Raw genomic sequence first — 17,605 nt, 5'->3', positions numbered from 1 at the left:
GGTTCGGGTCGGCGACCCTTCTAATCCCCCTGGGTGGAAGCGGTGTTCTGGAGGCGCTGACGCTGATAGGCCATGTCGTCGCGGGCGATGATCTGCTCCCAGGGAACGACCAGCGCGCCGGGCGCCCACCCGTCGTAGAGACCGACCAGCTCGGCAAGCCGGGCCCGATTGCTGGCGGTCAGGTCCTCCTGCTCTGTGCGGTCCAGCGAGAGGTCGTAAAGCTCCCAGTCGCCGGGGTAGCGGCGGACCAGCTTCCACTGCCCCAGGCGCACCGCCTGGTTGCCCTCGTGTTCCCAGTAGATCGGCCCGTCGCGGCTCCAACGGGCATCCTGGAACGGCTCCAACAGGCTCTGCCCGCGCAACGGACGGACGTCGTAATCGTTGTAGGTGCCGGGATAGGCGGCCCCGGCGGCGGCCAGGCAGGTCGGCATCACGTCGATGAGGTGGCAGGGCGAGTCGACACGCAGTCCGGGACGGATCATCTCCGGCCAGCAGGCGATGAACGGGGTTGAGATTCCGCCTTCGTGGGTCCAGTGCTTGAAGCGCCGGAACGGAGAGTTGGAGGCGTTGGCCCAGGAGATGTCGTAGCTCATGTAGGTGTTTTCAGGTCCCGGCAGCACCGACTCGGCGTTGCCCAGTTTCATCGGGCTCCCGTCCCGGGTGCGGGTGGGCGAGAACTCGAAGAATCCGTCCTCCTTGAGGAACTCGGCGCAGGCGCCGTTGTCGGAGAGGAACATCACCAGGGTGTTTTCGGCAATCTCCATCTGCTCGAGCTTGGCCACGATCCGTCCGACGCCCTGGTCCATCCGGTCGATCTGGGCCGCATAGACCGCCATGCGGGCGTCCTCCCAGTCCTGGTTGACCACAGCGTCCCAGTCCCGCTGGCCCGGATCGCGCTTGCTGATCGGCCAGCTTTCGTCCAGGATGCCCATCCCTTTCTGCTCTTCGTGACGGGCCTGGCGAATCTTTTCCCAACCCTCGCGGTAGCGGCCGCGGTAGCGCTCGATGTCTTCTTCCAGGGCGTGCAGCGGCCAGTGCGGGGCGGTGAAAGCAACGTAGAGGAAGAAGGGATCCTCGCCGGAACCGTACTCGCCGATGTAGTCAACCGCCCGGTCGGCGATCGCATCGGTGTAGTAGAAGCCCTCGGGCGCTTCGAGCGGCTCGCCGTCCTCGGTCAGGGTGTGCGGGCTAAAGTAACTGCCGGCCCCGGTCAGGGTACCGAAGAAGCGCTCGAATCCGCGGTCGGTCGGCTGCGGCCAGCTCTCGGATCCGACCGAAGGGATGTCGGGGTTGGACATGAGGTAATCGCCGCCGACGTGCCATTTGCCGGACATCAGGGTGCGGTACCCGGCCGGCCGCAGCGCCTCGGCGATCGTTACCGCGTTGCGCGAGAGATAGCCGCGGTAGCCGGCGATGCGCAGGTCGGTAGTCATGTGACCGACGCCGGCCTCGTGCGGATAAAGACCGGTCAGCAGCGAGGCCCGGGTGGGGCAGCAGCGGGCGCAGTTGTAGAACTGCGTAAAGCGCGCCCCGCGACGGGCCAGGGCGTCGATGTTGGGCGTGGAAATCTCCGAACCGAAGCAGCCCAGATCCGAATAGCCCATGTCGTCCGCCATCATCAGCACGATGTTGGGTCGTGCGTTTTCTCCGGGTGTTGGCAAGCTCGCTCCGCCCTTCACTGTCAAGGAACTGCCGGCCCGTGCGCCGGTGCCGGCATTATCAAATCCCCGCCGGAAGGAGTCCCGGCGGGGATGCTTTTCGGGTCGCCCTGCCGCTATGGCGGGGCGGTTCGGGGCCTAGCCGGCCAGTGAGTTGTGCAGACCGGTCCAGTCGTCGAGCTGGTTCAGCGTCACCGCGTCGGTGATCGCCCCGTCAGCGTTGGCGCCCGCCGCATCCGAGATCGCCGATACGGTCTCGGCGGCGTGGTTGTAACCCGCGATCGCCGCGTTTGAGGCGTCGATTACCGATTGGTCGATGCTGCCGCCGTTCTGGTCGATCACCCACTGCTCGAATTCCGGATACGAGGGCTTCTCACCGCGCAGGTAGGCCAGGGCCGCGTCGCGATCGACGCCGAGGCCGTCCAGCACCATTTGGTCGAAACCCATTCCGCATTCGTCGTACTCGTCGTCGAGCATCCCGGCGGTTGCCAGGGTCACTTTCAGCCAAAGCCGCGGCAGATGCAATGCTCCCAACGGGCCGACTTCGCCCGATCCGATCAGCGGAATCATCTTTGCCATGATTCGCTCCTTTCAAAGGCCGCTTCCCAGCCCCTAGTATGGCGACCGGTGCGGGGCGAACGTGGATTCATGGCAGGGCCCGGCCGGGGCTGGTGGGAATCACCGTCCGGATTCGGGTCGGCGGCCGCAATTTCTATCAGGATTGATATTGCGTGCGCGGCCGGAGTTTGGCGAAGGGAAAACCATGCGCCGAAAGCCGGCAGCGGCTTGATTTGCAAAGAGCCCGGAGAACCGGAACCATCAGAAATCTCGCCGACCCTGACGACCCGATGGATCGCTTCGTAATCTTCAACCCGGCCGCGGGGCGCGGCGCAGGCGCCCGCCGCCTTCCGATCTACAGGGAACTGCTCGACCGTCACCTGGGGACGTACCGGTGGGCGTCGACGACGGCTCCCGGCGAAGAGGCCGCGCTCGCGGGGGCGGCCCTGGCCGGTGGCGCCCGGCTGGTGGTCGCGGTGGGCGGCGACGGCACGTGGAGCCAGGTTGCCGATCGCGTGGCGTCGAGCGGGCGTTCCGACGTCGACCTCGGATTGTTGGCGGCCGGGACCGGGAATGACTTCGCCAGAAGCCTCGGAATCAGTTACGACGATCCGGAACGCGCGGTGGCGGCGCTGGCCGCCGGCCGGACCCGCCGGATCGACGTGGGCCGGGTGGACGCCGAATGGCGCCGCTGCCCACGGCCGGAGGCGGCGGGCGCGGAACCATGGCGGACGGCGCCCCGTCATTTCCTCAACCACGTGGGGTTCGGCTTCGACGTGGCCGTAATCGACGCCGCCCTCCGCCTGCGCTTCCTGAAAGGCGGGTCGCTGTACCGGGCCGCCGCCCTGCAGCAGCTTTTCTTGTATCGCGGTCTCCACCTGCGGGCCTCAGACGGGACAGACTGGAACGTTGATGGGCGGAGGCTGTTGCTGACGATATCGAACGGCCGCGTTTTTGGCGGCGGCCTGCCGATCGCCCCAGATGCCGACATGGAGGACGGACTGCTGGACGCCTGCGCGATCGCCGATGCTTCCCCGCTGGGTCGAGCCCGTCTTTTCGGCCTGGCCGTCAAGGGCCGACACCTTGGCGCCCGGGAAGTCTGCCACCGCCGGCAGCGAACCTTCACCGTACGGCACGACGGCCCGTTGCGCTATGAGGTTGACGGCGAAGTCCTGCAGACCCGATCCGGCCAGGTCCGCGTTAGGGCGGTACCGGGGGCGTTGTCGGTAATCGTGCCGTAGCGAGTGGCCGCAAAGAATTGGCCCGAATCGGAGCGGTCGATTACGCGATGATCTAGGCGGGCCGACCGATATGAATCTGAGCCGCGAGGCTCTAGTGGGCAGTCCCTAAAAGTTGTCGCGGGGCGGCGGCTGGCAGGACCCGGGCGGGCTGAAGTACCGGGTTCGGAACTCGTGGCCGTACTGGCCGAAATCCCCAAGCGCGTAGGCACAAACGATGCAGATCACCGAAGTAACCCCCCTGCTGGCCGATGGCGGCTGGGCGCCGTATGCCTACGTGAAGGTTGCCACCAATGCCGGGATCACCGGCTACGGCGAATGCACCGACTGGCGGATGCCGTACGCGCTGACAGGGGCGGTGCGCGACCTAGGACAGGCTCTGGAGGGCAAGAACGCTCTCGACATCCCCGCCCGCATGCTGGAAATGCAAAAACTCACCGAGCAGTCGCCTGGCGGAATCAGCCAGCGCGCTATCGCCGGGATCGAACTGGCCCTTATCGACGTCAAGGGCAAGGCCTACCAGGTCCCGGCTTACGACCTGATCGGCGGCAAGGTGCGCGACCGGGTGCGGCTCTACTGGTCGCACTGCGGGACTTACCGGGCCCGCTGGGCCGATTTCTTGGGCACTCCCCCGCTCAGGACCTACGACGACATTGAGGCCCTGGGACGCGAGGTGGTCGACCGCGGTTACACGGCGCTGAAGACCAACATCCTTGTTCCCGGAGACCCTCCCTGGACCCAGATCACCGAAGTACGCGAGTCAATCAAACCCACGATCGAACGCGCCCGCACCCAGCTCGAGGCCTTCAAGCGGGGCGCCGGCGACTATTTCGACACCGCCCTGGACATCAATTTCTGGTTCACCACCCAGGAGGCGATCCGCATCGCCGAGGGACTTGAGGACCTGCACATGCTCTGGCTGGAGGTCGACTCGTTCGAGCCGGACTCGATCCGCCAGATCACCGACTCGACTTCGTTGACGATCTGCTCGGCCGAGAGCGTGAACACCTACCGCGACTACAAGCGCTTCCTGGACATTCGGGCGATGGACGTGGCGATGTTCGACCTCCCCTGGGCGGGCATGGCCGAATCGCTGGCGATCGCCGCCCAGGCGAAGGTGCAGGAGTTGGACGTTGCCCCGCACAACTATTACTCCCACCTGGCCACGTTCATGTCCGGCCACCTCTGCGCCACCCTGCCTCATCTGAAGATCATGGAAACCGACGTGGACGCCTGTCCGTTGCGCGAGCTCTACGTGACCGAGCAGCCGAAGATCGAGGACGGCTACCTGGTCGTCTCCGACGCCCCCGGTTGGGGTACCGATTTGGACGAGGCCGCCATCGCCGCCAATCCGTGGCGGGGCAGCAAGGTGGGCACTTGGGACGACATCCTCAAGCGCAAGGCCCGTTAGGGTTGGACCGCTGTCCTATATTGAAAACTTGGAAGCAATGACAATTCCGCGGCCGCACGATTCGTTCGCCGCGCCGCGCTAGGACCGGCTGATGCACGAACTCTCCGCCTCACAGCAACAGGGGACCCTGGTGCTCTCGGTGGTCGGCAGGGTCGAGGCGGGCAACGCTCCGGAGTTGGAGCGCGAAGTGGTGGCCGAGATCGAAAAAGGCTCAACCAGCATGGTCCTGGACTGCAGCCGCCTGGACTACATCGCCAGCGCCGGGCTGCGGGTGCTCCTGGTTGTGGCCCAGCGAATCAACGACGATGGCGGGCGGTTCGCGGTCGCGGCGGTCCCGCACCGGATTCGCGAAATCCTGGCGATTTCAGGGTTCGATCAGGTGATTGCGGTCGCCGACTCCCCCGAACAGGCGATCTCGGGATTTAACTAGGCCGCCGCGCCCTACTGGGCGTAGCCGCCGGGACGGGAAGCCGACACCGCGTCGTCGCCGGCCGCCCAGCCCGATTCGACCACCATCCGGTCGAATTCGGCCCCGTTGACCGAGCCCACGCGCCGGGCGAATTCGTCGAATTGGGCACTCATCTTGAGCACCCGCGCGGGCTCGCTTTCGGCCAGGTTGGTCAGCTCGGTACGGTCTTGCTCGAGGTTGTACAGCTCCCAGGGTCCGGGGTGCCGGCGCACCAGCTTCCACTCGCCGTCGCGCACGCAGCAGTTGGCCTCGTGCTCGATGAATATCGGATCCTGGCGGCTCCAGGCCTGGCCGGCGAGCGGTTTGATCAGGCTCTCGCCCTCCATGGGGATGTCGCGGCCGGCGGCGGCGGCCGAATAGTCGGCGCCGGCGGCTTCGACGAATGTCGGCATCAGGTCGAGGATGCAGGCCGGCGAATGGACGATCCCGCCGGCCGGAATCTCCGCCGGCCAGTTGGCCACGAAGGGGGTGGAGATCCCGCCCTCGTGCACGTAGTGCTTGAACAGCCGGAACGGCGTATTGGAGGCGTTGGCCCAGGGCAGGTCGTAACTCATGAAGAAGTTTTCGGGACCGGGCTCGGCGTCGTAATGGTTGCCGTAGGTGACCGGACGCCCGTCGCGGGTCTGGGTCGGGCAGATACCGATGTGTCCGTCCTCGCGCAGGAATTCGGCGCAGCCGCCGTTGTCGGAGAGGAACACGATCAGGGTGTTGTCGCGCTGCCCGGTCTGCTCCAGGCGGGATACCAGCCTTCCGATGTTGCGGTCCATCGCCTCGATCTGGGCCGCATAGGTGGCCATGCGCGAAGCTTCCCACTCCTGGCGGGGACTGTTCTCCCAGGCGGTGGAGAGTTCGTTACGGGGTGCAATGTCCCACTTTTCGTCCAGGATCCCCTGGCCCTTGAGCTCCTCGTGGCGACGCTTGCGCAGTTCGTCCCAGCCGACCTGATAGCGCCCCTGGCAGTTGGCGATGTCCTCGGGACGGGCGTGCAGCGGCCAGTGCGGGGCCGTGTAGGCCATGTACAGGAAGAACGGGTCGTCGGGTCCGCCGTGGCCTTCGAGCATTTCCAGGGCGGCGTTGGTGATCGCATCCGTCAGGTAGTAGTCCTCGCCGGCGCTGACCGCCACCGCGCAGTCGTTGCGAACCAGGGTTATCGGATCGAAATAGCTGCCACCGCCGGTGAGGATCCCGTAGTGCTGATCGAAGCCGCGGGTGTAGGGAGTCGGGTGGGTCGGGTCGCCGGCTTCGTCGGTCCCCTCGCCGTAGTCGCCGCCGACATGCCATTTGCCGGCCATAAATGTGTTGTAGCCGGCGGTCTTGAGGGCCTCGGCGATCGTCACGCAGTCCTGGTTCAGATAGCCCTGATAGGGCGCGACGCCGAAATCGGCGGTCATGTGACCGACCCCCGACTGGTGCGGGTGGCGGCCGGTGATTAGCGCGGCCCGGGTCGGGCAGCAACGGGCGTAGTTGTAGAACTGCGAAAAGCGAGACCCGCCGCGGCCGAGGGCGTCGAGGGTCGGCGTATGGATCTCGGACCCGAAACAGCCTATGTCCGAATAACCCATGTCGTCGGCCAGGATCAGGATGATGTTGGGGCGGTCGGCGGGCATGGGGAGGAGTGAACTTCCGGAGGAGGTGGCGGTGTGATACCGGTCGCGGCGGTAGCCAAATTGTGCCGTGGCTGCGCGACGCCACCGCCCGCATAATCGGGCCGGAGCCGCAACCGGGCGATACCTGCAGTCAGGAGCAAGCGATGGCCGGCAACGGGCAGTACCTGATCGACTATGCGGCCTCGCCGAAGGCCCGGATGACACCGGTCCCGATAGGAGCGGTAACGCTCGAGGATGGATTCTGGGGCCGGGTCTTCAAGACCAACTGGGAAGTGACCATCCCGCACGTGTTCGAGCACGTGCGCGAGGACTTGTTCGATAAATTCCGCCGGGCCGCCGACCCCGGATTCAGGCCCGCCGGCGAACCCTCGGGATCGAACCGGGCCCGCGAGGCCAACCTGCACCGCTGGATGGAGGCGGCCGCCTGTTCGCTCTCGCACCCCCACAACGAAAGCACCGCCGACTGGATTCGCCAGGCCCTCGACCTGATCGAGCCGGTGCAGGACTTCGACGGTTACCTGCATGTGAACCTGGCTCCGCGCAATCTGGCCGACCGGCGCTGGCGCAACGGCGGCCTTAACGAGCTCTACGCCTCCGGGCACCTGATCCAGGGTGCGATCGCCCACTACCGCAACACCGGCAGCGAGCGCTACCTGGCGATTGCCCGCCGGGTGGCCGATCACATGTGCGATGTGTTCCTGTCCGCCGGCAGCCAGATGCAGCCGTCGCACCCGGTGGTCGAGATGGCCCTGGTCGAGCTGTACCGGGTGACCGGCAGGCAACGGTACCTGGAACTGGCCTGCCACTTCATAGAGCATGTCGGGACCCTGGAGATGGAGGAGATTGCCGGCCACTCGGTGCACATCACGTTCCTGGCCTGCGGAATCGTCGACGCCTACGCCGAGACCGGCCGGGCCGAGTACTGGGATGCCTCCGAGCGCCTCTGGCACGACATGGTCGGCCGCAAGATGTACGTGACCGGGGCTCTGGGCGGCCGCCGCGTGGGCGAGGCCATGGGGCACGATTACGAACTCCCGCACGAGCATGCCTACGCCGAAACCTGCGCGGCGATTGGGTCGGCGATGTGGAGCCTGCGGGCTCTGCAGGTCAGCGGCGAGGCGCGCTTTGCCGACCTGATGGAGCTCTGCTGGCACAACTCGATCCTCTGCGGGGTCAACTTGGCCGGCGACCGCTTCTTCTACGACAACCCGCTGCAGTCAAGCGGGCGCGGCTACTTCGATCCCTGGCGGCCCAAGCTCTCCCCCTCCAACCACGACTACGAGTACTACCACAGCTGGCTCTCGGGACCGACCCGCCAGGAGTGGTTCTGGGTCGATCGCCCGCGCTACCGGCACATGTACCGGGTGGCCTGCTGTCCGCCCAACCTGACCCGCAGCATCGCCCAGCTGCCAGCCTATTTCTACTCGCACTCCCCGGGCCGGCTTTGGGTCCACCTATACGGCCGGAACCGCCTCGACTTGAATACCGCGGAGGGTCGCCTGAGGCTTCGCCAGGAGACCGAATACCCCTGGTACGGGCGGATCGAACTGGAAGTTGAGCAGTGCCCCGAAGGCGAGTATTCGATCCATCTGCGAATTCCCGGCTGGGCCCGCCGGGCCCGGGTCGTGTGCGGCGGCCAGGAGCGGTCGGGAACCCCGGGCAGCTATCTGGAGATTCGCCGGCGCTGGGCGGCCGGCGAGAAGATCACGCTGGAATTGCCGATGCCGGCCGAGTTGATCAGCGCCGATCGGGCAGTCGCTGAGGCGCGCGACAGCGTGGCCTTAAAACGCGGCCCGCTGGTGTACGCGATCGAAGAGCCGGACCATCCCGGCGAGGACTTTCGGCGCCTGCGCGTCCCGGCCGGGATTTGCGCCGAGGACGTTTCCGTCGTCCCCGAAACAGACCTGCTGGGCGGGACGGTCACGTTGCGGACTCCGGGCCTGCGGGCGCCCAATGGGGAGCGCCCCCTCTACGCGCCAGCCGATTCCGATTCGCCGGCGGCGGAAGCGGTGGACCTGAAAGCGGTGCCGTACTTTGCCTGGGACAATCGCGACCACCACGCCCAGATGGCCATCTGGCTGCCCCGTCACCGGGGCCCCATCGGCGAGAGCTCCAGCGCCTAGCCCCGGCCCGAACCGGCGACCGGGATGCCGGAAATGAAGTCCGGCCTGTACCTGGATCACGTGCTGATCGCGGTGCACGACCTGTCCGCCGCCGCCGCCGCGTACACCGCGCTCGGGTTCAAGGTCACCCCGGAAGGCCGGCATCCCGGGCGCGGCACCCACAACCGGCTGATGGCGTTCGGGCCCGAGTACCTGGAACTTATTGCGGTCCATGATCGGCGGGCGCAGCCTTTCCGGCCAAGCATGGACCGATTCCTGAGCTCCGGCGAAGGGCTGTACATGTTTGCGCTGGGAACCGGCGACATTACCGCCGCCAGCGATGCCATCCGGGCGCGCGGTACCGACGTAGGCGATCCGGTCCCGGGGCGGCGGGACGCCGGCGAGAGCCCCGGATACACCTGGCGGAGCGCCGACCTGGGCCGGGTCCTACCCGGGAGCGAGTGCTTCCTGATCCAACACGACCACTCGATTACCGAGCGTTACACGCAGCCACCGCAGCCGCTTGTCCACCCCAACCGGGTCAGCGGCATCAGCCATATCACCCTGGCGGTCCGCGATTCCGCCGCCGCCGCCCGGGCCTGGCACGCGGTTCTCGGAGTCAGGTTCGCGCCGCCGGAACCGCGCGAAAGGGCTTTGCGTTACCGCCTTGCCCTCGGCAACTGCTTCCTCGACCTGGAATCGCCGACCGGCCGGGGAGCCTTGTCGGAGTTTCTCGCCACCCGCGGCGAAGGGCCTTTCGAACTTGGGCTAAGGACGGTTGATTTCGAAGCCGCGACGACGACGATGGGTCTTTCCGGTTCGGTCGTTGAGACGCCCGAAGGCCGCTCCGTTGAGATCGGCTGCTCGCTGGCGGCGGGGGCCAGGCTGCGGTTGGTGGAAGGCTGACCGAATCGTCGGTCGGGCCGGGCCGCCCCGTCCGCGCCGCGAACGCTCAGACGTCGATCATGACCTTACAGGTGCCGGGCCGCCCGGCGCTGGCGAATTCGAACGCCGCTACCGAATCTTCGAGCGGGAAGCGGTCAGTCACCAGCCGGGCCACCGGGATCCGCCCGCTGGCGGTCAGATCGATCGCGGTCGGGTAGTTGTGGGCGTAGCGGAACACCGTGGCAAGGTCGACCTCCTTGACCATCGCCGCCACCAGGTCCAGGTCGGTCGGCTGTGGCCCCATCCCGACCAGCACCACCCGGCCGCCAGGGGCGGCGGCGTCGACCAGGGTCTGCGGGCCGCTTGGATGGCCGGAGCATTCGATTCCGACGTCGGCCCCCCTCCCGTTGGTGGCGGCCATTACGGCCGCGTCCAGCGACTCGGACCGGGCGTCGACAATGGTCTCCGCGCCCAGTTCGCGGGCGCGTTCCAGGCGGTCGGGAACCACGTCGGCCACCACCACCTGCGAGGCCCCGTAAGCGAGGGCGGCCATGAGGGTGACGCAGCCGATAGGGCCGGCCCCGTTAACCGCGACTACGCAGCCGGGCCCGACGCGGCCACGGTTGCAGGCGTGTACCCCCACCGCGAGCGGCTCCATGAGGGCGCCTTCGTCGAGGGTCATCCCGGCGGGCAGCTTGTAGGTCATCGCCGCCGGGTGCAGGGCGAACTCGGCCAGCACGCCATCTATCGGCGGGGTCGCCCAAAACCGGACGTCCTTGCAGAGGTTGTAGCGCCCGATCCGGCATTCGCGGCAGTCCCCGCAGGGGACGCCCGGCTCCATGGCCACGGCATCGCCCGGCGAGAGCGACCGCACGCCGTCGCCGACCGCTTCGACCACGCCCGCCGCCTCGTGTCCCAGGACCATCGGTTCCTCGACGACAAAGTCGCCGATCCGGCCGTGCTCGTAGTAGTGAACGTCGCTGCCGCAAACTCCCACCGCCTTCACTTTGACCCGAACCTGGCCCGGACCCGGTGCGCCGGGAGCGGGCAGTTCCGACAGCTCCAGGTCGAGCGGGCCGTTAAGTACTAGGGCCTTCATCGCACTCCCTTTCGCTGGGGCCGGGCGGGGGTCGGCTGCATGGAGCCGCCGCGGCGGGCGCGCCGGGCTTGGTCTGTCAAGTCTGGCCGAACCTGCACGAATCTTGGAGCTATCCCTTCCTGAGGTCGTGACTCTGCGGCGCGCGTCGGGCGCACCATGTCGCGCGGGAGCAATCACGCCGCGCCGCCGACTAGATTAGTTGGACGTTGGTCCGGGATTGTTCCAAACCCCGGGGAACCGAGAGGGGGCGGAGCCAGGTGCCCAACCGCAAGATTCCGGAAGCAGACCCTTACGACCGCAGACGCGTCAAGGTCCTCGACAGCGAGATTTCCTACATCGACGCCGGAAGCGGTGACGCAATCGTATTCCTCCACGGCAACGGCACTTACTCCTATGTGTGGCGGAACATCATTCCGTTCGCCGAGCCGTTCGGGCGTTGCCTGGCGCCGGACCTTATGGGATGCGGGGACTCGGGGAAGCTGCCCGGGTCCATGTATCGCATTGCCGACCAGACCAGGTACCTGGATGCTTGGTTCGAGGCGTTGGAGCTCGGCGATCGAATCACGCTGGTGCTGCACGACTGGGGCGGGCCGATCGGGTTCGACTGGGCCCATCGCAACCGGGACCGGATCAAGGGCATTGCCTACATGGAAACTCTGGTCCAGCCGCTGGAGTGGGACGATTGGCCTGAAATCAGGCGGGACCTGTTCAAGCAATTCCGATCCCCGATGGGCGAAGACCTGGTTCTGAAGGACAACTTCTTCATCGAGACGATAGGCACCCGCATGGTCGGCCAGCTGCCGGAAGCGGTGATGGATGCCTACCGGCGGCCGTACCTGGAGCCGGGCGAGTCGCGGCGACCCACGCTCACGTTCACCCGGGAGTGCCCGATCGGCGGGGAGCCCGCGGACGTTATCGAAATGATTGATCGGGTCGGTCGGTGGTTGTCGGCCAGCGAATTGCCGAAGCTTTTCATCAACGCCTATCCGGGCTCGATCCTGACCGGACGACAGCGCAACTTCTGCCGATCCTGGCCGAACCAAAAAGAAAGGACCGTGCTGGGAATCCACTACATCCAGGAGGATTCGCCGTTCCAAATCGGCGAGGCGATCGCCGACTTTCTTAAATCGATGCGCTGAGACGGAGCCCTTTGCGGCGGTCAGCCGATCTCGCGGAACTGGCGCGAGAACAGCGGCGGCACGTGGGCAAGCAGGCTGGCAAGGCCGAGCAGCTGCAGGCTTGCGGCGGGCCCGAGGGCGTCGGCCAAGAACCCGCCGAGCAGGTAGCCGGCCGGGACCATCTGGAACGAGAGCGCGAAAAGCGCCGCCATGCGCGCCCGCATCGGCGCCGGGACGGCCGTGATGATTACGGTCTGGACCGAATTCATCCAGAGCGGCGGCGAAAAACCCATCAGGATTCCCGCCGCGATCGCCTGCCAGAGCTCCTGCGACAAGCCGATGATGATCATCCCGGTCGCCCACAGGACCCCGCCGGCCAGCATCGCCAGACCCTTGCGCGGCAATTGGCCGTAAGCCAGCAGGGCGACCGTGCCGGCCAGGCTGCCAACCCCCTGGCTCGCCACGACCAGCCCGAATCCGGCCGCCCCGGCGCCCAGTTCGTCGCGGGTCATCGCCGGCAGGATGATCGAAAACGGCGCCCCCAAAATTGACAGCAGGGCCAGGTAAAAGACCCAGGCCAGACCGGGTTGGGTCCTGACGAAACCGATCCCGATCAGCACCTTGCGGATCAGGTTGCCGGTCGTTGGCGTTCCCTCGACCGGTGTCGGCGGGGTGCGCAGTATCAGCACCGTCGCCACCAGGTAGGCCAGGCCGAGCGCGTAATAGACGGAGTCGATGCCGAGCCGGGCGGCGGCGTACCCGGCCAAAGCCGGGGCGACGAAATTGATGCCGAACCCGAACCCGTTGACCAACGCGTTGGCGGTCAGCAATCGCTCGGGTCCGACCAGGCCCACGATATAGACCTGGTTGGCCGGGAACGCAAGATAGTAGGCCGCGTTCAGGGTCGTGGCCAGGGCCAGCAGCTGTACGGCGTCGATGATCTGGGCCGAGATCAGGAACCCGGTCAAGAAGCACAGGAAACCGGTCGCGCCACGGGTCCAGAGCAGCATCTGCCGAGGGTCGCTGCGGTCGGTAATCGCCCCGGCGAAGAAGGACAACGGACCGGTCACAACCACCGGCAGGCCGTTCACCAGTCCCACCCAGGTGGATGAATTGGTCAACTGCAGGACCAGCCAGCTCTGGATGGTCCCGCGCAGGAAATGGCCGGAATGGTAGATGCCGGTCGACAGCCACAACAGCAGGAACCCCGGTTGATGCAGGGTGTCGAGCGCCGTCGTCGGGCGATGGGGTCTCATGGGGCGGGGAGCGGTATTGGGATGGTCGGCCGGACCGGGTCAACCGATCTCGCGGAACTGGCGTGAGAACAGCGGCGGCGCGTGCGCGAGCACGCCGGCGACACCGAGCAGCTGCAGGGTAAGGGCGGGCCCGAACGCGTCGGCCAGTACCCCGCCGAGCAAGTAGCCGAGCGGGACCATCTGGAACGAAAGCGCAAACAGCGCCGCCATGCGGGCGCGCATCGGCGGCGGCACCGCGGTCATGATCACCGTCTGGGCCGAGTTCATCCAGAGCGGCGGCGAAAAACCCATCAGGATACCGGCCGCGATCGCCTGCCAGAGCTCCTGCGACAAGCCGATGATGATCATCCCGAGGGCCCAGACCACCGCCCCGGCGAGCATGGCCAACCCCTTGCGGCGAACCTCTCCGACGGCCAGGAAGACAGACGTGCATATGAGGCTGCCGATGCCCTGGCTGCCGGCGATCAGTCCGAATCCGGCGGCCCCCAGTCCGAGCTCGTCGCGAGCCATCGCCGGCAGGATCGCCAGGAACGGCGAACCGGAAATCCCCAGCATGGCGACGTAGAAGACCCAGGCCAGGCCGGGCTGGGTCCGGACGTAGGCGATGCCGGCCAGCACGTTCCGGAGCATGTTTTCGCCCGCGGTAGATCCCTCGACCGGGACCGAGGGCGTGCGCAGCAGGGTGAGGGTGGCGGCCAGATAGGCCAGACCGAGCCCGTAGTAGACCGAATCGATCCCCAGTTGGGCGGCGGCGTATCCGGCCAGGGACGGCCCGATGAAGTTGAAGCCGAACCCGAACCCGGTTACCAGCGAGTTAGCGGCCAACAACCGCTCCGGGCCGACCAGGGCCACGATGTAGGTCTGGTTGGCCGGAAAGGCCAGATAGAAGGCCGCATTGAGGGCGGTCGCCAGGACCAGCAGCTGGTAGACATCGATAACCTGCGAAGTTATCAGGAACGCGGTCAAGAAACAGGTGAACGTCGAAGCGGCGCGGGTCCAGATGATCAGCAGGCGCGCGTCGCTGCGGTCGGTAATCGCCCCGGCGAAGAAGGACATCGGCGCGGTAACGATCACCGGCAGGCCGTTCACCAGTCCCACCCAGGTGGATGAATTGGTCAACTGCAGGACCAGCCAGCCCTGGATCGTGCTGCGCAGGAAATAGGCCGAGAAATTGATGCTGGTGGAAATCCACACCAGCGCGAAGCCGGGCTGGCGCAGTGCATCTAGCGCGATCATCGCTCAGCCTGCCGCGGCGGGGCCGCAACGGTCGGGGCCGTCATGGACGGTTTGGAGAGGGACTGGTTCGGCTGGGCTAGGTTGCCGCCCGGCGGTCGGGCGCGCAGCGGGCGGTGCGCGGTCGGGGGTGCGGATCGACCCTCGGCAATGGACTGGTTCGCAGTCGGGTCACTAGCTCGGGGGAGCGCCAGCTAGCCATTGCAGTTCATCGCATTTACTGGTCTTGGAAACCCGGTTACGGCGCCGCAATTCGCGCATCTGCCGGACTCGCCGATTGTAGGGCTTGGTAAGGGGTTCTGGGGGTCAAGAATAGGGGTGGTCAAATTCCCAGAAACTCCATTGCCCAGAGGCCCCGAAGATGCCGATTTCGACCAGTTCCAAGTGGCCCGTTCTCACCAGTTACCCGCAGGACCGATTGCGGGCGATCGGGATGCCCCTGGGCGGTATCGGCACGGGGTGCGTTTCGCTCGGCGGGCGCGGCCAACTGCGCGACTGGGAGATCGTGAACCGGCCGGCCAAGGGGTTTTCACCCCGTCAGCGGCTGGGCAGCGCGACGTTTTTTGCAATCTGGCTCAAAGCCGGCGACGGGGAGCCGCAGGCGCTGTCGCTGGAAGGGACGATCGATCAGGCCGATTACGAGGGTTTTAGGGGCAGCGAGGTTCCCAATCACGGGCTGCCGCACTGGCGCGAGTGCTCGTTTCACGCCGCCTACCCGTTCGGCCAGGTCTGCCTTTCGGATCCGGCGGTGCCGGCCTCGGTGCGGATCGAGGCGTTCAACCCCCTGATCCCGGGCGATGCCGACGCCAGCGGAATGCCGTTCGCGGCCCTGCGCTTCGTGGTGGCCAACGAGTCCGAGTCGGAGCTGGAAGCCTCGATCTGCGGTTCGCTCGATAACTTCATCGGCACCGACGGCAATCGCGGGCAGCCCGATGCAAACCGCAACCGCTTCCGGCAGGGGGACGGCTTCCAGGGCATCTACATGGATTCGGAGGGCGTTGCGCCCGGCTCCGAGCAGTGGGGCACCATGGCCCTGGTTACAACCGCTCCGGAGTGCAGCTACCGGACCGCCTGGCCCAACCCCGGCTGGGGCAACTACCTGCTGGACTTCTGGGACGAGTTCGCAGCCGACGGCAAGATTGCCGACCGCCCCGCCGAGGAGTCGCTGGCGGTCGGATCGCTGGCGGTGCCGCTCAAGGTCGCACCGGGCGAAGAGGCCTCGGTCACGTTCCTGCTCAGCTGGCACTTTCCCAACCGACTCACCTGGGACATGCATCGCATGGGTGCCGACTGCTGCGCCGACGGCGACTGCGGCTGCGGGCAGCCGAGCGACTGCTGCGCCGATGACGATGGCTGCTGTGAGGGGACCGGCAATCCGGACTGGATCGGCAACCACTATGCCACCCGTTTCGACGATGCCTGGGAGGCGGCCGCGGCCGCGGTCGGGCAACTGGATGAACTGGAGCGGCGCAGCCTGGAGTTCGTGGGCGCCTTTCTGGGCACGGACCTGCCGGGCGCGGTCAAGGAGGCGGCCCTCTTCAACCTCTCGACGCTCAAGTCACAAACCTGTTTCCGCACCGCCGACGGGCGTTTCTACGGATGGGAGGGCTGCAACGACGCGGTCGGCTGCTGCCCGGGCTCCTGCACCCACGTCTGGAACTACGAGCAGGCGCTGGCCTACCTGTTCGGGGACCTGGCCCGCAGCATGCGCGAGGTCGAGTTCGCCCACGCGACCGACGCCGAGGGCAAGATGTCCTTCCGGGTGATGCTGCCGCTGGAGGGGCGGGCCACCGAGTTCGTATCGGCCGCCGCCGACGGCCAGCTGGGTTGCGTCATGAAGCTTTACCGCGAGTGGCGCCTCAGCGGAGACGACGACTTTCTGGCCGAACTCTGGCCACACTGCAAGCGGGCGCTGGAGTACTGCTGGGTCGAGGGCGGCTGGGACGGCGACCGCGACGGGGTGATGGAAGGCTGCCAGCACAACACCATGGACGTGGAGTACTTCGGCCCCAACCCGCAGATGCAGGGCTGGTATCTCGGTGCGCTGCGCGCAGCCGAGGAAATGGCCCGCCACCTGGGCGAGCGCGACTTCGCCGAAAAATGCCGCCGCCTGTTCGAGGCCGGCAGCGCCTGGTCCGACGCCAACCTATTCAACGGCGAGTACTACGAGCACCAGATAGTCCCGATCGGCAATCCGGCCGAAATCGCGCCCGGTCTACGCATCGAGTCGATGGGCGCGCGCGACGTTTCCGACCCGGACCTGCAACTGGGCCCGGGCTGCCTGGTCGACCAGTTGGTCGGGCAGTTCTTCGCTCACCTAAACGGCCTCGGCTACCTGCTGTCGCCCGAGAACGTGGCCGCCACCCACGCGGCGATCATGCGCCACAACTTCCGCCGCTCCTTCTTCCACCATTTCAATCACGCCCGGACCTACGTCCTCAACGACGAACAGGCCCTGCTGATGGCGACCTGGCCGCGCGGCGGGCGCCCCAAACGGCCGTTCCCTTACGCCAACGAAGTCATGACCGGATTCGAGTACACCGCCGCCGTGGGCATGATCCTGGAGGGCCAGTTGGCCAGCGGGTTGGAGGTGATCGAGGCGGTCCGGGCCCGCTACGACGGCCGGCGCCGGAACCCCTTCGACGAGGCCGAATGCGGCCACCACTACGCCCGCGCGATGGCTTCCTGGGGAGCCGTTCTGGCCCTTTCCGGTTACCAGTACTGCGGGGTCAGCCGGCAGATGCGATTTGCGGCACGCGAGCAGTTCGCCTTTTGGTCCAACGGGTCTGCCTTCGGGCGCTGCCGGATCAGCGCTAACGGCGAGGGCTGGGAGGTCGAACTCGGCTGCTCGGAAGGCCGACTGGATCTCGAGGGCTTCGAATTGGACGGGGCCGGAGCGGCCGAACTGTCCGCTCCCCTGTCGATTTCGGCCGGCGCGTCGGTGACGCTGCGAGTGGCCTGAGGGGTAAGC

Annotated in this window: 13 protein-coding genes; 7 read left to right on the top strand and 6 right to left on the bottom strand. The window is 66.8% G+C overall.

All coding sequences use genetic code 11. The features are described 5' to 3' along the window. Positions 1–20: 20 nt before the first annotated feature. Positions 21–1,619, bottom strand: coding sequence for an arylsulfatase (locus tag F4X41_06930; GenBank protein ID MYB16753.1), 1,599 nt, complete (start codon positions 1,617–1,619; stop codon positions 21–23). Positions 1,620–1,796: 177 nt separating this feature from the next. Then, a complete protein-coding gene (locus tag F4X41_06925; protein ID MYB16752.1) occupies positions 1,797–2,237 on the bottom strand; it encodes a DUF5069 domain-containing protein in 441 nt (146 codons plus the stop codon). Between the two features lie 269 nt (positions 2,238–2,506). Here F4X41_06925 and F4X41_06920 point away from each other — a divergent pair, with 269 nt between their 5' ends. The 3 genes from F4X41_06920 (at position 2,507) to F4X41_06910 (ending at position 5,295) form a co-directional block, all read left to right on the top strand. Next, complete coding sequence (locus tag F4X41_06920) at positions 2,507–3,457, top strand: diacylglycerol kinase family lipid kinase (GenBank protein MYB16751.1); 951 nt, start codon at positions 2,507–2,509, stop codon at positions 3,455–3,457. A 214-nt stretch (positions 3,458–3,671) separates the two neighbouring features. Continuing rightward, the gene (locus F4X41_06915; protein ID MYB16750.1) at positions 3,672–4,865 is read left to right on the top strand and encodes a mandelate racemase/muconate lactonizing enzyme family protein; all 1,194 of its coding nucleotides are present in this window, start codon (positions 3,672–3,674) and stop codon (positions 4,863–4,865) included. A gap of 91 nt (positions 4,866–4,956) precedes the next feature. Next, a complete protein-coding gene (locus F4X41_06910) occupies positions 4,957–5,295 on the top strand; it encodes an STAS domain-containing protein (GenBank protein MYB16749.1) in 339 nt (112 codons plus the stop codon). A gap of 11 nt (positions 5,296–5,306) precedes the next feature. Here the strand turns inward: F4X41_06910 and F4X41_06905 are convergent, their stop codons facing one another. Further along, a complete protein-coding gene (locus F4X41_06905; protein MYB16748.1) occupies positions 5,307–6,941 on the bottom strand; it encodes an arylsulfatase in 1,635 nt (544 codons plus the stop codon). A gap of 143 nt (positions 6,942–7,084) precedes the next feature. Here F4X41_06905 and F4X41_06900 point away from each other — a divergent pair, with 143 nt between their 5' ends. Both F4X41_06900 and F4X41_06895 read left to right on the top strand, forming a co-directional pair. Beyond that, positions 7,085–9,064: a hypothetical protein gene (locus tag F4X41_06900; protein MYB16747.1), complete on the top strand. Its 1,980-nt coding sequence runs from the start codon at positions 7,085–7,087 to the stop codon at positions 9,062–9,064. A 24-nt stretch (positions 9,065–9,088) separates the two neighbouring features. Then, positions 9,089–9,949 (top strand): VOC family protein, encoded by an 861-nt coding sequence (locus F4X41_06895; GenBank protein MYB16746.1) that lies wholly within the window; start codon positions 9,089–9,091, stop codon positions 9,947–9,949. Between the two features lie 46 nt (positions 9,950–9,995). On the opposite strand, the gene F4X41_06890 is transcribed toward F4X41_06895, so the two are convergent. Further along, positions 9,996–11,027, bottom strand: a complete 1,032-nt coding sequence (locus F4X41_06890) for an NAD(P)-dependent alcohol dehydrogenase (GenBank protein MYB16745.1) — start codon at positions 11,025–11,027, stop codon at positions 9,996–9,998. A gap of 272 nt (positions 11,028–11,299) precedes the next feature. Between F4X41_06890 and F4X41_06885 the strand changes: the two genes are divergently transcribed. Beyond that, complete coding sequence (locus F4X41_06885) at positions 11,300–12,166, top strand: haloalkane dehalogenase (protein MYB16744.1); 867 nt, start codon at positions 11,300–11,302, stop codon at positions 12,164–12,166. A 20-nt stretch (positions 12,167–12,186) separates the two neighbouring features. Here F4X41_06885 and F4X41_06880 read toward each other — a convergent pair whose 3' ends face one another. Next, entirely contained in the window at positions 12,187–13,401 is a 1,215-nt protein-coding gene (locus F4X41_06880) for an MFS transporter (protein ID MYB16743.1), read from the bottom strand. A gap of 39 nt (positions 13,402–13,440) precedes the next feature. Beyond that, on the bottom strand, positions 13,441–14,637 hold the full coding sequence (locus F4X41_06875) for an MFS transporter (GenBank protein MYB16742.1): 1,197 nt from the start codon (positions 14,635–14,637) through the stop codon (positions 13,441–13,443). A gap of 358 nt (positions 14,638–14,995) precedes the next feature. Here F4X41_06875 and F4X41_06870 point away from each other — a divergent pair, with 358 nt between their 5' ends. Beyond that, positions 14,996–17,596, top strand: coding sequence for a hypothetical protein (locus F4X41_06870; protein MYB16741.1), 2,601 nt, complete (start codon positions 14,996–14,998; stop codon positions 17,594–17,596). The last annotated feature ends 9 nt before the right edge of the window (positions 17,597–17,605 follow it).

The sequence above is a fragment of the Chloroflexota bacterium genome (assembly GCA_009840625.1).
Classification (GTDB): Bacteria; Chloroflexota; UBA11872; order UBA11872; family VXNJ01; genus VXNJ01.
The sequence above is the reverse complement of the archived record's forward strand: the minus strand, read 5'-3'. Positions and strand labels throughout refer to the sequence as shown.

Coding starts and splice junctions, on each gene's coding strand:
- F4X41_06930 (MYB16753.1), bottom strand. CDS start 1,619: ATGATGGCGGACGACATGGGCTATTCGGATCTGGGCTGCTTCGGTTCG.
- F4X41_06925 (MYB16752.1), bottom strand. CDS start 2,237: ATGGCAAAGATGATTCCGCTGATCGGATCGGGCGAAGTCGGCCCGTTG.
- F4X41_06920 (MYB16751.1), top strand. CDS start 2,507: ATGGATCGCTTCGTAATCTTCAACCCGGCCGCGGGGCGCGGCGCAGGC.
- F4X41_06915 (MYB16750.1), top strand. CDS start 3,672: ATGCAGATCACCGAAGTAACCCCCCTGCTGGCCGATGGCGGCTGGGCG.
- F4X41_06910 (MYB16749.1), top strand. CDS start 4,957: ATGCACGAACTCTCCGCCTCACAGCAACAGGGGACCCTGGTGCTCTCG.
- F4X41_06905 (MYB16748.1), bottom strand. CDS start 6,941: ATGCCCGCCGACCGCCCCAACATCATCCTGATCCTGGCCGACGACATG.
- F4X41_06900 (MYB16747.1), top strand. CDS start 7,085: ATGGCCGGCAACGGGCAGTACCTGATCGACTATGCGGCCTCGCCGAAG.
- F4X41_06895 (MYB16746.1), top strand. CDS start 9,089: ATGCCGGAAATGAAGTCCGGCCTGTACCTGGATCACGTGCTGATCGCG.
- F4X41_06890 (MYB16745.1), bottom strand. CDS start 11,027: ATGAAGGCCCTAGTACTTAACGGCCCGCTCGACCTGGAGCTGTCGGAA.
- F4X41_06880 (MYB16743.1), bottom strand. CDS start 13,401: ATGAGACCCCATCGCCCGACGACGGCGCTCGACACCCTGCATCAACCG.
- F4X41_06875 (MYB16742.1), bottom strand. CDS start 14,637: ATGATCGCGCTAGATGCACTGCGCCAGCCCGGCTTCGCGCTGGTGTGG.
- F4X41_06870 (MYB16741.1), top strand. CDS start 14,996: ATGCCGATTTCGACCAGTTCCAAGTGGCCCGTTCTCACCAGTTACCCG.